Annotated in this window: 15 protein-coding genes; 13 read left to right on the forward strand and 2 right to left on the reverse strand. The window is 49.3% G+C overall.

Translation table 11 applies throughout. From position 1 onward, the window contains the following. Window positions 1-57 precede the first annotated feature (57 nt). A complete protein-coding gene (gene rplQ / locus F566_RS0107395) occupies window positions 58-444 on the forward strand; it encodes a 50S ribosomal protein L17 (RefSeq protein WP_020406354.1) in 387 nt (128 codons plus the stop codon). A gap of 170 nt (window positions 445-614) precedes the next feature. Here rplQ and uvrA read toward each other — a convergent pair whose 3' ends face one another. Continuing rightward, complete coding sequence (gene uvrA / locus F566_RS0107400) at window positions 615-3,440, reverse strand: excinuclease ABC subunit UvrA (protein WP_020406355.1); 2,826 nt, start codon at window positions 3,438-3,440, stop codon at window positions 615-617. 210 nt (window positions 3,441-3,650) lie between these two features. Between uvrA and F566_RS0107405 the strand changes: the two genes are divergently transcribed. Both F566_RS0107405 and ssb read left to right on the forward strand, forming a co-directional pair. Beyond that, window positions 3,651-5,033 carry an MFS transporter gene (locus tag F566_RS0107405; protein WP_020406356.1) on the forward strand — a complete coding sequence of 461 codons (1,383 nt, stop codon included), beginning with the start codon at window positions 3,651-3,653 and terminating at the stop codon, window positions 5,031-5,033. 14 nt (window positions 5,034-5,047) lie between these two features. After that, on the forward strand, window positions 5,048-5,629 hold the full coding sequence (ssb, locus tag F566_RS0107410; protein ID WP_020406357.1) for a single-stranded DNA-binding protein: 582 nt from the start codon (window positions 5,048-5,050) through the stop codon (window positions 5,627-5,629). A gap of 92 nt (window positions 5,630-5,721) precedes the next feature. Here ssb and F566_RS0107415 read toward each other — a convergent pair whose 3' ends face one another. Continuing rightward, window positions 5,722-7,425 (reverse strand): hypothetical protein, encoded by a 1,704-nt coding sequence (locus F566_RS0107415; RefSeq protein ID WP_033415939.1) that lies wholly within the window; start codon window positions 7,423-7,425, stop codon window positions 5,722-5,724. 140 nt (window positions 7,426-7,565) lie between these two features. On the opposite strand from F566_RS0107415, the gene F566_RS0107420 reads away from it, so the two are divergent. From F566_RS0107420 to F566_RS0107460, 10 genes are all read left to right on the forward strand, one after another. Beyond that, window positions 7,566-8,447, forward strand: a complete 882-nt coding sequence (locus F566_RS0107420) for a GlxA family transcriptional regulator (protein WP_026179828.1) — start codon at window positions 7,566-7,568, stop codon at window positions 8,445-8,447. Further along, a complete protein-coding gene (locus F566_RS38170) occupies window positions 8,425-8,562 on the forward strand; it encodes a helix-turn-helix domain-containing protein (RefSeq protein WP_425402008.1) in 138 nt (45 codons plus the stop codon). The genes F566_RS0107420 and F566_RS38170 overlap by 23 nt, the downstream gene beginning before the upstream one ends. Before the next feature lie 189 nt (window positions 8,563-8,751). Continuing rightward, the gene (locus tag F566_RS0107425; protein WP_020406359.1) at window positions 8,752-9,669 is read left to right on the forward strand and encodes a type IV pilus biogenesis protein PilM; all 918 of its coding nucleotides are present in this window, start codon (window positions 8,752-8,754) and stop codon (window positions 9,667-9,669) included. A gap of 14 nt (window positions 9,670-9,683) precedes the next feature. Next, complete coding sequence (locus F566_RS0107430) at window positions 9,684-10,367, forward strand: hypothetical protein (protein WP_157496702.1); 684 nt, start codon at window positions 9,684-9,686, stop codon at window positions 10,365-10,367. 1 nt (window position 10,368) lies between these two features. Continuing rightward, on the forward strand, window positions 10,369-11,010 hold the full coding sequence (locus F566_RS0107435) for a type IV pilus inner membrane component PilO (RefSeq protein ID WP_020406361.1): 642 nt from the start codon (window positions 10,369-10,371) through the stop codon (window positions 11,008-11,010). Then, window positions 11,003-11,389, forward strand: a complete 387-nt coding sequence (locus F566_RS0107440; RefSeq protein WP_020406362.1) for a general secretion pathway protein GspB — start codon at window positions 11,003-11,005, stop codon at window positions 11,387-11,389. Before F566_RS0107435 ends, F566_RS0107440 begins: the two co-directional genes overlap by 8 nt. A gap of 19 nt (window positions 11,390-11,408) precedes the next feature. Then, on the forward strand, window positions 11,409-13,061 hold the full coding sequence (gene mshL, locus F566_RS0107445) for a pilus (MSHA type) biogenesis protein MshL (protein WP_020406363.1): 1,653 nt from the start codon (window positions 11,409-11,411) through the stop codon (window positions 13,059-13,061). 17 nt (window positions 13,062-13,078) lie between these two features. Then, a complete protein-coding gene (locus F566_RS0107450) occupies window positions 13,079-13,921 on the forward strand; it encodes an ExeA family protein (protein WP_020406364.1) in 843 nt (280 codons plus the stop codon). Continuing rightward, window positions 13,918-15,291, forward strand: coding sequence for a tetratricopeptide repeat protein (locus tag F566_RS35315; protein WP_051085285.1), 1,374 nt, complete (start codon window positions 13,918-13,920; stop codon window positions 15,289-15,291). Before F566_RS0107450 ends, F566_RS35315 begins: the two co-directional genes overlap by 4 nt. Window positions 15,292-15,378: 87 nt before the next feature. Beyond that, window positions 15,379-17,112, forward strand: coding sequence for a GspE/PulE family protein (locus tag F566_RS0107460; RefSeq protein ID WP_020406366.1), 1,734 nt, complete (start codon window positions 15,379-15,381; stop codon window positions 17,110-17,112). Window positions 17,113-17,116 lie beyond the last annotated feature (4 nt).

Below are 17,116 nucleotides of genomic sequence, written 5' to 3' on the forward strand. Positions count from 1 at the left end.
GACTTTATGAAGTCCGGCATGCAGTTAAGCCCTCACTGAGGTTGAAGGATAAAGAAGATGCGTCATCGTAAAAGTGGTCGTAAATTTAACCGGACTAGCGCGCATCGCAAGTCGATGTTCCGGAATATGGCGGCATCGTTGGTAGAGCATGAGCTGATTAAAACCACGTTGCCCAAAGCGAAAGAGCTAAGAAGAGTGGCTGAGCCTCTCATCACCTTGGCAAAGAATGATAGTGTTGCTAACCGTCGTCTCGCATTCGCGCGTTTGCGTGATCGTGATGCGGTAACCAAGCTTTTCAATGAGCTGGGTCCTCGCTATCAGGCTCGTCCTGGTGGATATCTGCGTATCTTGAAGTGTGGTTACCGTGCAGGTGACAGTGCTCCAATGGCATACGTAGAGCTGGTTGACCGTCCTGTAGTGGATGTGGAGTCAGGCGAAGATTAATTCTTCGCGGCGAAATAAAAGAACCGTCCTATTGGGCGGTTTTTTTATGCCTGTAACTCCGCAATAGAGTTGCGCTAGAGATTAATTGCTTGATGGATGAAGCAGTTGTTGGCAGGGCGGAGATAATGGCGAAGGCCTAGCTCTCAAGCCTTCGCTGATGAGCAGAAAGTTTAGTTATTAAGCATTCGTTTCAGAAAGCGGGCTGTATGAGAGCGCTCGCTATCCTGAACCTCTTCAGGGGGACCCTCAGCGATGATTTCGCCACCACCATTGCCACCTTCAGGTCCCAGGTCAACAATCCAGTCAGCTGTTTTTATGACATCGAGATTGTGCTCGATAACCACAATCGTGTTTCCATGATCGCGAAGACGGTGAAGGACTTTCAATAACTGGTCGATGTCGTGAAAGTGGAGTCCGGTTGTGGGCTCATCGAGAATATACAGGGTTTTACCTGTGTCTCTTTTTGATAGCTCGCGGCTAAGTTTTACCCGCTGGGCTTCCCCTCCGGATAGGGTGACAGCGCTCTGGCCTAATCGGATATATGAAAGCCCCACGTCAATTAGCGTTTGCAGTTTTTTGGAGATAACCGGGATCGCATCGAAGAATTCCCTGGCATCTTCTACAGTCATTTCGAGAACGTCGTGAATGGATTTTCCTTTATAGATGACTTCTAATGTCTCCCGGTTGTATCGCTTCCCTTTGCATATATCGCAAGGAACGTAAAGGTCTGGCAGGAAGTGCATTTCTACTTTGATCACGCCATCACCTTGGCATGCTTCGCATCGACCTCCACGAACGTTAAAGCTAAAGCGTCCAGGCTTATAGCCCCGCGATCTTGCTTCTTGTGTCGCTGCAAAAAGTTCTCTGATAGGGGTAAAGATTTGTGTATAGGTAGCGGGGTTTGAGCGAGGGGTTCTCCCTATTGGGCTTTGGTCGATATCTATGACTTTATCAAAGTGATCCAGCCCCTCAACGGAACGGTGTTTGTCCGCATTTAAAGTGGTTGCCATATTCAGCTTTTGCGCTGCGATGGGGTATAGGGTCCCATTGATGAGCGTTGACTTGCCCGATCCTGACACACCGGTGACACAGGTAAATAGTCCGACAGGAATTTTCAGCGTAACGTTTTTAAGGTTATTGCCCTGAGCTCCATTTACTACCAGTTGCTTCTTCGGGTCTGCCACGCTCCGCTGGCTGGGAATAGAGATCTCTTGCTTTCCACTGAGATACTGTCCGGTAATAGAGTGTGGGGAATCCATAATTTGCTGTGGACTACCCTGGGCGACGATTTCTCCTCCGTGAACACCTGCACCTGGACCTATATCAACGACATAGTCAGCAGTCCGAATGGCGTCTTCATCATGCTCGACCACGATAACAGTATTACCGAGATCTCTTAGGTGGTTCAGGGTCGCGAGAAGTCGGTCGTTATCTCTCTGGTGCAGTCCGATTGAAGGCTCGTCAAGTACATACATTACACCTACCAGGCCGGCGCCAATTTGGCTTGCAAGACGGATACGTTGGGCTTCACCGCCAGAAAGTGTCTCTGCGCTGCGGTCAAGGGAAAGGTAATCCAGTCCAACATTGATCAGGAATTGCAATCGGAGTTGAATTTCCTTGACGATTTTGGCCGCAATTTCTCCCTTTCGTCCTGTGAGGTTTAGCTTTTGAAAGAAATCACCAGCTTCGCCTATGGCCAGTCTGGTTAGATCGGGTAGGTTCCTTTCATCGATAAAAACATGACGGGAAGATTTCTTCAATCTGCTTCCACTGCAATCCGGACAGGAGCGTTGTGTCAGGAACTTAGATAATTCATCACGGACCATCTGAGAGTCCGTTTCCCGATAGCGTCTATCCATGTTGGGAATAACGCCTTCAAAAGGATGCTCCCGAAATACAATGTCTCCACGACTGTTGACGTACTTGAATTTAATGCTGGTATTGCCACTTCCAGATAGTAGCGCCTTGCGGAAGCTTTCCGGCAAGTCGACAAAAGGGGTGTCCACATCAATGTCGAAATGTTCCGCAAGGCTGGTGATCATCTGGAAATAGAACACGCTGCGGCGATCCCAGCCTTTAATGGCACCTTCTGCGAGAGTGAGTTCTGGCCGTTCGACGACTTTACCTGGATCAAAAAATTGTTTGACACCAAGGCCATCACAGGCACTGCACGCGCCGGCAGGATTGTTGAATGAGAATACTCTTGGTTCAAGCTCACTGACGCTATATCCACATGTCGGGCATGCAAACTTGGCGGAGAAAATCAGCTCTTCGCCATCGTCATCCATAGGGGCTGCAATCACGATGCCTTCCGCGATTTCTATGCAGGTTTCGATAGACTCGGCCAGGCGTGTCTGGATATCTTCCCGGATTTTAAGTCGATCAACGACGGCTTCTATTGTATGTTTGCGCTTTTTATCCAGTTCGGGAGCATCATCCAGGTCGACCACGATGCCATCAATACGGGCCCGTATAAACCCCTGGGATTTCAAACCGTCAATAACGTGGAGATGTTCTCCCTTCCGATTTCTGACAACAGGAGCCAGTAGCATCCATTTACTGTTTTCCGGAAGATTCATTATACGGTCAACCATTTGGCTAACGGTTTGTGCTTCCAGAACAATATCGTGATCGGGGCAGCGTGGCTCACCTACGCGGGCAAACAGTAGACGGAGATAGTCATAGATCTCGGTAATGGTTCCAACGGTTGAGCGTGGATTGTGAGAGGTCGACTTCTGTTCAATACTGATCGCCGGTGAAAGACCTTCAATATGGTCGACATCCGGTTTCTCCATCATTGACAGAAACTGTCTGGCATAAGTGGATAGTGACTCTACATAGCGACGCTGTCCCTCAGCATACAAGGTATCAAACGCCAGTGAAGACTTGCCTGATCCTGACAGACCTGTAATGACGATCAGTTTATCCCGGGGGAGTTCCAGATCGATGTTCTTGAGGTTGTGCGTACGTGCGCCGCGGACCTGTATTGTGTCCATAAATCCTGCTTACCCGATGAAATTAAACCGGCCATTATAAGGTTCCTGACAAGAGTTTACTAACCAGATTGCCCCGCTATAACAAACCTCCTGACAGATTTTGTCAGGAGGTTAATGGTGTCCGTATCTGGTTGATGCTCTTTCGGTCATTAAACTGGGCCAGATGAGATGCTACAATGGCGCCTTTTTTGCCCAGGCAGTCTTTTTTGCATGAAATCGACAACTAGTTTTCTCCCCGCTGAAAAGCGTTCGGTTACCATTTTGGCTTCGTTGTATGCCATGCGAATGCTTGGTTTATTTATGGTATTGCCAGTATTTATGATTGAGGGGCAGTCATTGCAGGGGGCGACTCCAACCTTGTTAGGACTCGCCATCGGCGTATATGGACTGAGTCAGGCCGTTCTACAGATTCCGTTTGGAATTCTTTCCGACAGACTGGGGCGTAAGAAGATGATCTTGCTTGGCCTGATTCTGTTTGCTCTTGGGAGTGTTGTGGCTGCCAGTAGTTCGACAATACACGGTGTAATTATTGGTCGGGTTTTGCAGGGAGCGGGGGCTATTGCCAGTGTCCTGATGGCTTTATTAAGTGATCTCACTCGGGAAGAACAGCGCACCAAGGCCATGGCGACAGTTGGAATGACGATAGGTTTGTCTTTTGCTGTGGCGCTTGTGCTGGGCCCGATACTGACCGCGGCCTTTGGATTGAGTGGCGTCTTTTGGGTGACTGCCGGTCTGGCGGTGGTTGGTATGTTGCTGTTGCTGAAAGTTCCTCAGACCGTTCAGCCAAAAAGACACCGGGAAACTCAGGTCGTTACCAGTTCAATGAATGCCGTATTTGGCAATAAAGAGTTAATGAGGCTTAACTGGGGAATATTTTCTTTGCATTTGGTGATGACAGCACTTTTCGTTGCCATCCCAATATCCCTTTTGAATCAGTTTGGGCTGGAGAAGGCCTCGCATGGTTACTTTTATCTGGCGGTCATATTCGGTGCGTTTATTTCGATGGTTCCTTTGATCATTATTGGAGAAAAGCATCGTCAGATTCGCCGGGTATTTCAGGGATCGGTTGTACTGTTAACCGTTGCCCTGATGGCAGAAATCTGGGGTATGAAAGGGTTTATATCCTTCACACTTCTGTTGTTCTGCTTCTTTGTCGCTTTTAATTACCTGGAAGCGACATTGCCCTCACTTGTGAGCAAAGTGGCTCCTGCCGGAATGCGGGGGACTGCTATGGGTGTGTACTCAAGCTCACAGTTTCTGGGGGCTTTTCTGGGGGGGACCCTCGGAGGACTCGCCTATGATATCGGAGGCTTGACTGCCGTCTATGGCCTTTGTGCGGCGATAGGTTTAGTATGGACGATCCTGACATTGTCTATGCCTGAACCACCTTACACCACCAGTTTAGTATTACCTCTGAAGCCTTTTGAACAAGGCTCTGCTGAGCATATCAGTCAGCAGTTGGGGGATATTCCCGGAGTCCAGGATGTGACTCTGGTGGTGGAAGAAAACTTGGCTTATTTGAAGATTGATCGTAAGTGTCTCGACGAGGAGGCACTTTATAAACACCCTCTGGCTGCGCGAGCCGAGGGGTAAACTGGGAGAGCGATATGGCGCGTGGTGTAAATAAAGTAATTTTGATTGGTAATTTGGGTGCTGACCCGGACACTCGGTACACTCCTTCGGGAAGCGCGGTGTCGAATCTGAATATCGCTACGGACGAGAGTTATAAAGACCGCCAGACGGGGCAAATGGTGCCACGTACGGAATGGCACAGAGTGGTAATGTTCGGCAAGCTGGCCGAAATCGCTCAGCAATACCTGAGAAAAGGTTCCAAGGTTTATATCGAAGGCCGACTGCAAACTCGTAAATGGCAGGATCAAAGCGGACAGGATCGTTACACGACAGAGATTGTTGTGGATATGCAGGGACAAATGCAGATGCTGGATAGCCGTGGTGGCGGTATGGACAACAGCGCGCCAATGGACGATGGTTGGGGACAGCAGTCCGCGCCTGCCGCAGCGCCTGCTCCTCAGTCACAGCCACAACCCCAGCGCGGTGGTGGATATGGCGGTGGCGCTTCCAGTGGTGGATACGGGCAGCCCAAACCGCAGCCTCATCAACCCCAACAGCCACAGCCACAAAACAGTCCTCAGTCAATTGATGACTTCGATGACGATATTCCGTTTTGAATGAACTGATGTGATGCAATTTTTAAAAAAGCCCCGTAATCGGGGCTTTTTCATTTTAAAAGAGACCTTGTCTCTTTAGCTCTGAATGAAGGCTAAAATCTGGGATTCTTGGACAGGTCTAAAATAATATCACTACTTTGGGTTCCTGCTGTGATGTCCATGAGCAACTGGGTTCCGGTTTCAGTCCCATCAGTGCGCCATAGTTCGCGGCCAAATTCGTCATTCTGAGCGATAAAAACAAGCGTATTGTTTACTGTGGTCAGGTAGCCTGGATAGGATGAACCATTCTCATTAATGTCCGCTACAAGCTTCAGGGTTCCTTCTTCAACCCGATAAAGCTCGCGATCTTCCATGGCATCCTGAGCACTTACATAGGCCGTACCATTTAGGTCAGCGATATATAGTGGTTTGTACTCAAGATTGTTTTCCATCGTCATTTTAGTGGCGCCTTCTGTTTCATTCAGGCTCCATAAAGAAGCATAAGGTTCGTCAGGATTAGAGCTGTTGATACCAAATAGTCCTTGAGATGTAGCGTAGACATAAGGAAAAGCGGCTGCAGTTGCTTCAATCAGTTCAGGATCTCCTGTTTCACCTTGGCTGAACCACAGACGTTGGTTGCCATAGGTTGGGCTATTGGCCCTGATCAGAAGCCTGTCTCCATGGGTATAAAAGGAAGGATTAGAAGTGTTCAACCCTGGATTGATATCGGCGATCAGTGTTGTTTCTCCGGTATCGGTATCCAGATATAGTGGTTCAATGTCTGCCGGGAGGTCCTGGTTTATAGAGCCAGCAAGTACCAGGTTGCCTTTATATTCAGTCAGGTTTCGTGGATTGTAAACTGCAGGTGATACTTCTTCAGTCCCTTCTTCTGTACCATTCGTTTGCCATAGAACGTATTTTCTGGAGCCATCACTGGCGTAGGCTCGGAAATACATTTGGTCACCGACAACAGTGAATTCTGCCGGGCTGCTACTTTCTTCTCCTGGGATTAAGTCTTTAAAGAGCTTTGTGTTTTCTTCGGTTCCGTCGGTGACCCACAACTCACGTCCAGTATCTGCATTTTCCCATGACAGGAAGACCTTGCCGTTAAATGTCGCAAGTCCCCAAGGCAACTCGTCTATACTGGACTCTTTAATCGTCTTCGTACCTTCTGCTGTTCCATCTGATAACAGCAGAGCGCCGCGAGGGGTATTTTCATCATTCCAGTAACCGATTGGAATGATGAAATTATTATCGAGTTTCTCTGGTTTTGTCGCGATGACCACTTTTCTTAAAAGCGTTGTTCCAGACTCGCTTCCATCTGTGGCATATAATCCAAGAAAGTTTTCTCCGGGAGAGGGAACTGCGGTGGCGGCAATATCGAATTCATCTTCGGGCTCTGCCATTGCTGTAAAAATAAGAAGCTCTCTTTCTAGGACGGCGCTATCAGTTTCCACTGATACTGCATTGCCTGTCGTTTTTCCATCGCTTGCAACAGGGGTGACTTCCAATGTAATGGTTTTACCGATATCCGCATAAACAGGTGCATATTCTGATTCTTCTGAAACCACTTTCCCGTCAATGGTCCAGCGGAACTTTGTATTCCCCTCCTGATCTCCGTCCTGATCAGTATATTGATAGGTCGCCTTCAGAATATCCTGAGTGCGAATATCTCCTCCGTTGATATCTTCTATCGCAACATTTGATGCAACCGGTGCATGATTATTACTAGATGAACCATCGCCTGATGATCCGCAACCACTGAGGACAACCGTACTTATGCACAGTACTGACAACAATCTCATTTTAAACTCCATTATCTACCACAACTTTTCCGAAAGTGCGTTCGGAAATCTGCTGGAATGTTAGATAAAAGCGATACTGAAGATCCTGCCAATCTGTTGGACAAATCTGCCAAACGCTCCATAATTTAGCGTTTTGTGAAATGGCTTAAGGCATGCGTAAATCAAAAACAGTCGTTGTCACTCTTTTTGACGATATCCAACTGCTGGATGTAGCAGGTCCGGTGGAAGTGTTGTCTGTGGCTAACGCTCTGGTTGGCGAACCATTTTATCAACTGCACTATCTGAATCTGGATGGCGATCACGCTCCGCGGACTTCGGCCGGGGTGTCGCTGGCATGTGGGGAAATAGATGACAGAACCATCCAGAATATTGATTTATTACTGGTTCCAGGAGCCAGGGAGCCCATCGTCATCAGTAAGCTCGGCCAGCCTGATTTTCTGCTGCGTTTGAAGAATCTCGTTCAGCGCGCTGATATCAAAGCCAGCATTTGTATGGGGTGTTTCTTTTTGGGGGAGCTGGGGTTGTTGGATCAGCGTAGGGTTACCACCCATTGGAATGGTATTGAGCAGTTAAGTCTTCGCTACCCGTTGGCAAAAGTGCAAAAAAATATTCTGTATGTAAAAGAAGAAGATATTTGGACTTCCGCAGGGATTATGTCTGGGGTTGATATGATGCTGGCAATGGTGATGGAAGATCTCGGTCCACAAATGGCGCTGAGCGTCGCTCGGGTGCTGGTGGTTTATCTCGTTAGGGATGGTGGCCAGGAACAGTTTTCTGCGCCTATCGATTATCAGTCCAGAGCTCAGGACTCAGGCATTCTGTCTTTGATAGCCTGGCTGGAAGCCAATCTGAACAAGCACATCTCTGTGGATGAAATGGCAGAGCGGAGCAATAATTCCGTTCGAAGTTTGCATCGAAAATGTATTAACGCCTTTTCGCTGACTCCGGCTCAACTGCTGACGAAACTACGTCTAGAGCGAGCTCGAGCGTCAGGATATTTCTGTGAAAAGTGTGGCCGCTCAATGTGGTTTTAACCAGACAGGATCTTTTACCCGGGCATTTGGTAAGCATTTTGGCGTATCTCCCACGACCTATCGAGAACACTTTTCCGGCCATGAAAAAGCGTTGGAAGTCATAAACGCTGGCTAACTGCGCTTTCCCAATCAGGCAGTTCTCTCTTCATCATTTAACCTTTCCCAATCGGTGGCCTTTCTGAGCGCGACAGTGTTGTCCGGCGTTCAAAAATATATTTGCAACAATAGTTTAGTGGACTAAGCTAAAGTTATATAAAACCACGATCCAGATGGTGCCAATTTTCAATTACTTGAGAGGCTTACTTTGCTGTCCTGGCCGTTTTTTCGGCGTGGCAAGAAAGGGCTGGTAGGGATTGAAGTACGAGCGAACGGACTGGCAATTGCAGTGGCTGAGCCTACTGCGAATGGGAACCGTATCAACAGACTCGATTTTATCGAGGCCAAAGCGGCACAGCGTTCCACAGCTCTAAAAGACTACGTCAACACCCAAAAAATTGAAGGTATGTCCTGCAATCTCGTGCTGCCTCCCGAGCTTTATGGATGGCAACAGATTGAACGACCTCCGGTAGAAGAAGACGAGTTAGCGGAAGCCGTTCGCTGGAAGATCAAAGACACACTGGATTATCCTATCGAAGAAGCGGTCATCGATGTATTCGATTTTCCCGCAGATGCCCTTCGCGGCAAGCCTCTCCAGGTCAATGTCATTAGTGCTCGTCGGACACTCATACGAGAACTGATTGCCATGGTCAATAGCTGTGGCCTTATTCTCAAGAGTATCGATATCACTGAGTTAGCACTGCGAAATCTGGTACTTGGTGTCCAGCAGGAAGGTAAGTCCGTTGCACTAATGGTCATGCAGGAGCACCGTGGCCTGATGCTGTTGATCAAGGACGGCTCGGTCTACCTTTCCCGTCGAATCGATGCAGACATGGAAGGCTTCGATGATCCGGATACCAGTGCCAGGGTCGGTCAGCAGTTAGCCCTGGAAATTCAGCGATCAATGGATTATTTCGAAAGTCAGTTGGGGCAGACGCCACCACGCTCCATCATTGCTTCCTCCATTATGCATGAAGCAGAACTGCTTTCCCGGCTGGATGAAACCCTTGGCCTGGAAATTAATACTCTGCCAGAAGATCAACTGGGAATTGCCGATGACCAGTTTGCCTCTGCTCAGCATTGGATTGCCTGCGGGGCCGCCCTGCGTAAACAGGTTTCAGGTTAGGCACTTCTATGCAGATGCAGCAGATAAACCTCTACACACAAGAATTCAGACCTCGCAAAGACCCATTGGCGTTCAAGAATATGTTGGTGGTTTTGAGTGTCATCTGGTTTGTCGGTCTAGCCTACAGCGGTTACTTGATTTGGGACGTGCTAAAGGATGAGCAGCGGATGGCCGGTCTGGAGGTCGACAATGCCAGTCTACAGCAGGAAGTGGATATTCTGGAGGCGAAGCTTGAAGCGCGCGCACGAGATGTCCAGCTCCAGAGTGACAATAAGATTCTTAAAGCCCGGCTGAGAAATACTCAACATTTGCTGGATATTATTGATGAGGGAATTAACGATGAAGAAGACCGGGGAGTATTTGGCGATATTCTGATGTCGTTAGCCCGACATCGCGTAGAACCTGTCTGGTTATTTCAGATAGAGATCTACAACTTTGGTCAGGGAATCGCTTTAAGAGGAGTTACCGAAGAACCGGAAATGATTCCCGAGTATCTGAAAGCTTTGGGGTCTGATGCGGTGATGACCGGCCGTTCTTTCAACATATTCCAGGTAGAGAAGCCAGAAGGGGGGCCTGAATCTCTTCGGATATTCAGGATTGATACCCAGATACCTGCAGATGCGCCGGAACAGGGGACGTCTACCTCCGGCAGTGTTTCCTCTCGTATTCTCGACATGGCAGGAGGGCTTTCCGGATAGTATGAAATGGAAGCAATTGGCTAAAAAGGTCAACAGCCTTAATCCTCGTGAAAAAGTCATTCTGCTGATCACCTGTATCGCAGTTCTGATGATGGTTTTTCTTCAGTTTGTCTGGGGGCCTCAGTGGCAATCACAGAAACAGAATAACCAGAGTCTGCTAAATGGGTATCTTTTGAATGAATCTCTCAAATCACAACGTCAAACCTTGCAGCGAGCTTTGGAGCAGGACCCCAATGTGGCCTTGAGGAAGGAAAATCAGCAACTCCAGGCCCAATTGCAGGAAAAAGAGGATGAGCTGAGAGCGAGCCTTTCCCGTCTGGTGACTCCGGAAGAAATGCCGCAACTTCTGGTGACCTTGCTTGGCAATAACCCCGGTCTGAAAGTGGTGAAAGTAGAAAAGCTGCCTTCCCAGAAAATACAGCAGGGCGAGGGGGAAAGTGCCGCAGTATTGTACAGCCATAAGGTCAACATCATTGTTGAAGGCTCGTTTTTTGATGCTCTGAATTACGTACGGAAGGTTGAGTCGGATACTGGGCGTGTCAGGCTGATCAGTCTAGATTATCGGGTTGAACAGTACCCCCGCGGTGTGCTGGTTCTCGGCTTTGAAACTCTTGGGCTGGATGAGAGGTGGCTGGGTGTTTGAGAGTCGTATTTGCCGTTGCCTGTTGCTGGTACTGGGATGCTGGAGCTTATCCGTACCGGTATCAGCTGTGGAAACATCCATCACTATTGATGGTATCACCCTGAAAGATCCTACACGTCCGGCTGGATGGCAAGCCGGAAGAGTAACAGGAGTTTCAGTACAACGACCGACAATCAGGCTGGAATCCATTATTTATTCGCCGCAGCGTCGTATAGCTGTGATTAATGGTAGGACTCTGGCGGAAGGTCAGCAGAGCAATGGTGTGAAAGTGGTCAAAATAGAGCAGCGTCGTGTGTTGCTGGAGTGGCAGGGAGACCGGTGGCATGCCTCGGTATCTGCAGCAGCGGATGGTTCTTTCAGTATACGGAGAACTCAGTGACAGGTATTCGGAGAATAGAATGACAAGAGTCTGGCGTGCCTTAAGTTGTGGTGCCGTTATCCTGGTGCTGAATGCATGCGCAGGTGTGGGGCCTGCGCCGATCAGTACAGATAATACCCGTGAAATAGAAGAACAGTTGCGGCAGGCTCAAAGTCAGTCGGCAGTTGACATGCCAGAAACGCCGCCAGCTGAAGTGACCCGCGAACTGATTCCATCACTGGATACGGGAGTACAGCTACCTCAGGATGAAGAACGTTTTGATATTACGGTTAATGAACTTCCTGCCAAAGACTTTTTTCAGGGGCTGGTCAGGGGGACACCCTACAATATGGTGGTGCATCCTGAGGTGACGGGTAGCGTTTCTCTGGACTTGAAGAATGTCACGCTGGCGCAGGTCATGGAGTTGAGCCGACAGTTATATGGGTACGATTACAAGTATCAGGAAGGGATTTATAAGGTACTGCCAGGGGGAATCCGGACAGAAATCTATCAAATCAACTATCTGAATATCAAACGCCGTGGCGCCTCAGATATTATGGTCAGCTCAGGCCAGCTTTCCAGTTCTGTGTCTGGTTCCAGTGCCGGTGGTTCATCGGACAGCAGTGGTAACAACACGACAACGTCCAATGCGGTGTTATCGCGAATTACGACAGAAACCGAATCCGATTTCTGGACGGCGCTGCAGCACACACTGATCACCATCGTAGGAGATGGAGAAGGGCGCTCCGTGGTGACCAATGGAAACGCCGGCATTGTGCTTGTCAAAGCGCTGCCGGAGGAGTTAAGGGCAGTGGAAGATTATCTGAAACGCTCGCAACTGATTCTGCAACGGCAGGTAATCCTGGAAGCCAAGGTACTGGAAGTTGAGCTTAACAAGGGATATGAGCAGGGGATCAACTGGAGCTATTTTGACGAATACTCCTCCCAACTAGATCTGAACGGTGATCCGGCCAAGAGCCTGACACTGGGACAAACCTCTGAGGCATTAACCAATACGAACATTGAAGGTATTTTCAGTGCGGCCTTGAGAATCAACGATTTCACTGCATTGATTCAACTGCTGGGCAAGCAGGGATCGGTGCAGGTTCTGTCGAGTCCCCGAATTGCCACCATCAATAATCAGAAAGCGGTGATAAAAGTCGGGACTGACGAGTTTTTCGTCACCGGAATACAGGCCAACGATAACAACAACAGTGACGAAACCTCAACTGACGTGGAAATAACACCATTTTTCTCCGGTATTGCTTTGGATGTAACGCCGCAGATTGGTGATAACGGTGAAATTACGCTCCATGTTCATCCGACGGTCAGTGAGGTGGAAGACCAGACCAAAACGATCGTGATTGGGAACCGTTCTCTGATTCTGCCTTTGGCACTGAGTACTGTGCGGGAAACGGACAGTGTGATCAAAGCCAGGAATGGGCAGGTAGTGATTATCGGTGGTCTGATTCAGAGTATTACTGAAGATGACTCCGCAGAAGTACCTCTATTGGCGGATATACCATGGCTTGGCGAAGCGTTTAAACAAAAACGCCAGACAGAAAGAAAAAGTGAGCTGGTGATATTGATTCGTCCGATTATTTCCGATCCCTCGATCATCAATACTGATCTGCAGCAGTCCGAAGGTCGATTTGGAGAGCTGCGGAACACCATTGAAAGGGATTATCGTTAAGAGAAGGTGGGGTGTTTATGTACGAGACGCACTTCGGGTTAAAAGAAGCGCCGTTTTCTCTGACGCCGAATACCCATTTCTATCTGGATTCCCAGAGTCATCAGAATGCATTTCAGACCGTCCGTGTTGCTTTGGATTCCATGGAAGGTTTCATCAAGATTGTGGGAGAGGTTGGTACCGGCAAAACGTTACTGTGTCGCCGGCTGTTGAATACTCTTAATGAGCCGTATGTCACCGCCTATATACCCAATCCTCAATTATCACCCCTGGAATTATGTCTGGCGGTGGCTGAGGAACTGGGAGTCATCGTGGACAGTTCGGTGGGCCAGCATCAGCTATTGAAGAGGATCAATGAAAAACTGGTGCAACATGCTGCCGCCGGAAGTCAGGTGGTTTTGGTTATCGATGAAGCACAGGCAATGCCTGATGCAACAATTGAATCTCTGAGGTTGTTAACCAATCTGGAGACGGAGTCGCGTAAATTGCTGCAGGTGGTTTTATTCGGGCAACCTGAGCTTGACGGGCTGCTGAATCAGCCTCATCTGCGACAGCTCAAGCAACGCATTACCTTCCAGGAATACCTGAAGCCGCTTTCCAGTGAACAGGTGAGTCATTATATCCAACATCGAGTTTCTCTGGCGGGTTATAACGGGCCGAACCTGTTTCATCCTAAAGCTGTACGCTGGATCGGTCGTTCCAGCGGTGGTGTGCCACGCCTGGTGAATATCCTTGCCCACAAAGCTCTATTGGCTGCATATGGGGATGGAACCCGTCAGGTAACCGGCCAGCATGTGCGACGGGCAGTCAAAGACACCGAAAGTGCCCGGCCACTGGGCTGGCTGCAGGGAGTATGGGCGTGAGTCTGCTGAATGATGTTCTGAGAGATCTGGATAAGCAGAATGCTCAGCAGAGGGATCTGACAGGTCTACCACCAGGTCTCACTGGCGCAGGTAATCATTCGCAAAGCCGCATGAAGCTCTGGTGGTGGTTGATCTTATTTATTCTGCTTATTCTGGTCGGAGGATTCGGCTGGATAAGCTGGCAGAAAGGTGTGTCTTCAAGTACACAGTTGGTTCCCGCTATCTCTGAAACAACGGGTGCTGTGCTTGAATCGCCGACTTCCAGGCACTCTCTTAATGAGGAATCTGTTCAGGTTCCTGAAAATGGAGGGTCGGTAAACCTGGCAGCGATCAATGAAGAAACGGAAAGTTTGAATCCGCTCTCTGACGTTTCACAGGAAGAGATTCCTGGTCCGATACAAATTACTCATTCGAATTCTGCATCAGCTGCCAAGTTGGCTGGCACGTCAGTCAGCTCAAGATCGTTTGGTTCGGAACCCGCTGTCTCTCAGTTATCCCCCCAAGTTTCTGGGCAGACTCTCAAAAGCAACGATGTGAAAGGTTTTGGTGTCCAGGATAAAGGTGCCGATCAGAGCATTCAGAAGACGATCACGAAACCTCAAATGAAGGTGGTTAACCCTCAGATGCTTGCGGCAAAAGAACCTGCGAAAAGTATCTTGCAGCAACCCAGTACCAAAATAGTAAAGACAGCCCCTGAGGTGGAAAAAGCGGGGAGTGAAAGGAAAAGCGAAGCTTCACCGGGAGTCGACAATAATGATATCCAGCTTTCGCAAAGTCCGGCTGCGGTCGCTGCACGTGGTCTGCGGGAGGCACGACAGCTTTATCAATCCGGAAATACCAGAGAAGCAGAACAAATTCTTTGGCGGCAACTGGCCGAACAGCCGGATATGGAAGCCTCCAGAAAGCAATTAGCCTTGTGGCTTTTGGCGCGCGGTGGCGTCCGGGAAACGTTGAATGTGCTCAGTGATGTCAACGAGAACAGTTCTGACGGTTTGCGTGAAGTGAAAGCTCATGCGCTGGTCGCCTCAGGTAAAGAAGCCGATGCCGTTAATTTATTGAACTTCAATCCTCCTGCTTCCAGGGACTTTCCCCAGTACCAGAGTCTAAGAGCCGGACTCTTGCAGCAAGCCGGCCAATATGAAGAGGCACTGGAGGTCTATGCTGAGCTGGTGGATGCTGATCCGCGTCGGGGTGATTGGTGGGCAGGCCTGGCCATTGCGTTGGATCAGACGGGTCGTGTGACCTCTGCCGTCAGGGCGTATCAGCAGGCATTGGGTGATCCAAAGTTAAGTGGTCAGTTGTCCCGCTATGCGAGACAGAGAATTGAGCAACTTAACGGGTTTTCCGGAAACAGTACGGCTGGCAGTTGAAATGCCAAAGTATCAAGCGAACAGGATTTCTGTATCAATCGAAGTGAAATCCAGGAACAAGAAACGGGAATTAACCTACATAGACTTATGACAGAACCCAAGAAAAAAATTCGTCTCGGTGACTTACTGGTGCAAGGTGAGGTCATTACTGAAGATCAGTTGATGACTGCTCTCAGCGAGCAGAAAAAGACGGGCGCCAAGCTGGGACGGGCTCTGATAGATCTGGGCTATATGGATGAAGACAGCCTACTGCGTTTTCTTTCCAAGCAGCTCGGGATCCCCTTTGTCCAGTTACGGCATTTCCAGTTTGATCAGGAGCTCATCAAGAAGCTGCCGGAAACCGCTGCGAGGCGGTATCGGGCGATCGTCCTGTCAGAGGATCAAGGGGAGCTTTTAGTCGGCATGTCCGATCCCATGGACATCTTTGCCTACGACGAACTGGTTCGCCAACTTAAACAGCCCATACGACAAGCTGTCGTGCGTGAAACTGAACTACTCAACACGCTGGATATGGTATATCGGCGTACCGAGGAAATCGCCAGTATCGCTGGTGAGCTGGAGGACGAGCTAGGCGAAGATGCCTTTGATCTGGCGCAACTGGCGGCAGGTGGTGACGATTCCGAAGCGCCGGTAGTGCGTCTGTTACAGTCTATTTTTGAAGATGCTGTGGTGGCCAGAGCCTCGGATATCCATATTGAGCCTGACGAGAACGTCGTGCGTATCCGGCAAAGGATTGATGGTGTTCTGCATGAACAGGTCATGAAAGAAAAACGGATTAATGCTGCGCTGGTGCTTCGTCTGAAACTGATGTCGGGCCTGAATATTTCAGAAAAGCGCCTGCCTCAGGATGGCAGGTTTAACATTCGTGTTAAGGGGCGTTCCATTGATGTGCGACTCTCCACGATGCCGGTGACTTATGGGGAATCGGTGGTTATGCGTCTGCTGGATCAGACGGAGGGCATGCTTAATCTTGAAGCCACAGGGATGCCAAAAGAGTTACTGGACAGGATGCGGGTTTTGATCAAACGTCCCCACGGAATCCTGTTGGTAACGGGCCCTACGGGTAGCGGTAAAACCACTACCTTGTATGGTGCTTTAACGGAACTCAACAGTTCTGCCGCCAAGATCATTACGGCGGAAGATCCAATTGAGTATCGTCTGCCGCGAATTACCCAGGTTCAGGTGAATCCCAAGATTGGATTGAACTTTGCCACGATTCTGCGTTCTGCCCTGCGGCAGGATCCGGATATTGTCCTGGTGGGTGAGATGCGAGATCAGGAAACGGCGGAAATCGGTTTGCGTGCCGCCATGACGGGCCACTTTGTATTGTCTACCCTGCATACCAATGACTCCATCTCCAGTGCCATGCGGTTAATCGATATGGGGGCAGAGCCCTATCTGGTGGCCAGTGCATTGACGGCGGTTCTGGCACAGCGTCTGGTCAAGCGTATCTGTGATGATTGCAAGCAACCATACACACCGACTGAGCAGGAAAAAATTTGGTTACATGGTCTGACGCATACGGGGCTTCCAGACCATTATTTTAAAGGGAAGGGCTGTTATCAGTGTGGTAATAGCGGTTATCGCGGGCGTATTGGTGTGTTCGAACTGTTGGAAATGAATGAGGCATTACTGGAAGCGCTGCGTCTTAACAGCCAAAGCCAGTTTGTGTCTGCCGCAAAAACGGCGAAGCTATACCGTCCATTGGCACTGAGTGCCCTGGATTATGCCAGAGAAGGAGTCACGACCATCGATGAGGTTTTCCGTATTTCTGCCTCGCTTGGTGAAGGGGTAGGGAAAGCGGCAATTGATTTCAGTTAGGTGA

Source organism: Hahella ganghwensis DSM 17046 (assembly GCF_000376785.1).
Lineage (GTDB): Bacteria > Pseudomonadota > Gammaproteobacteria > Pseudomonadales > Oleiphilaceae > Hahella > Hahella ganghwensis.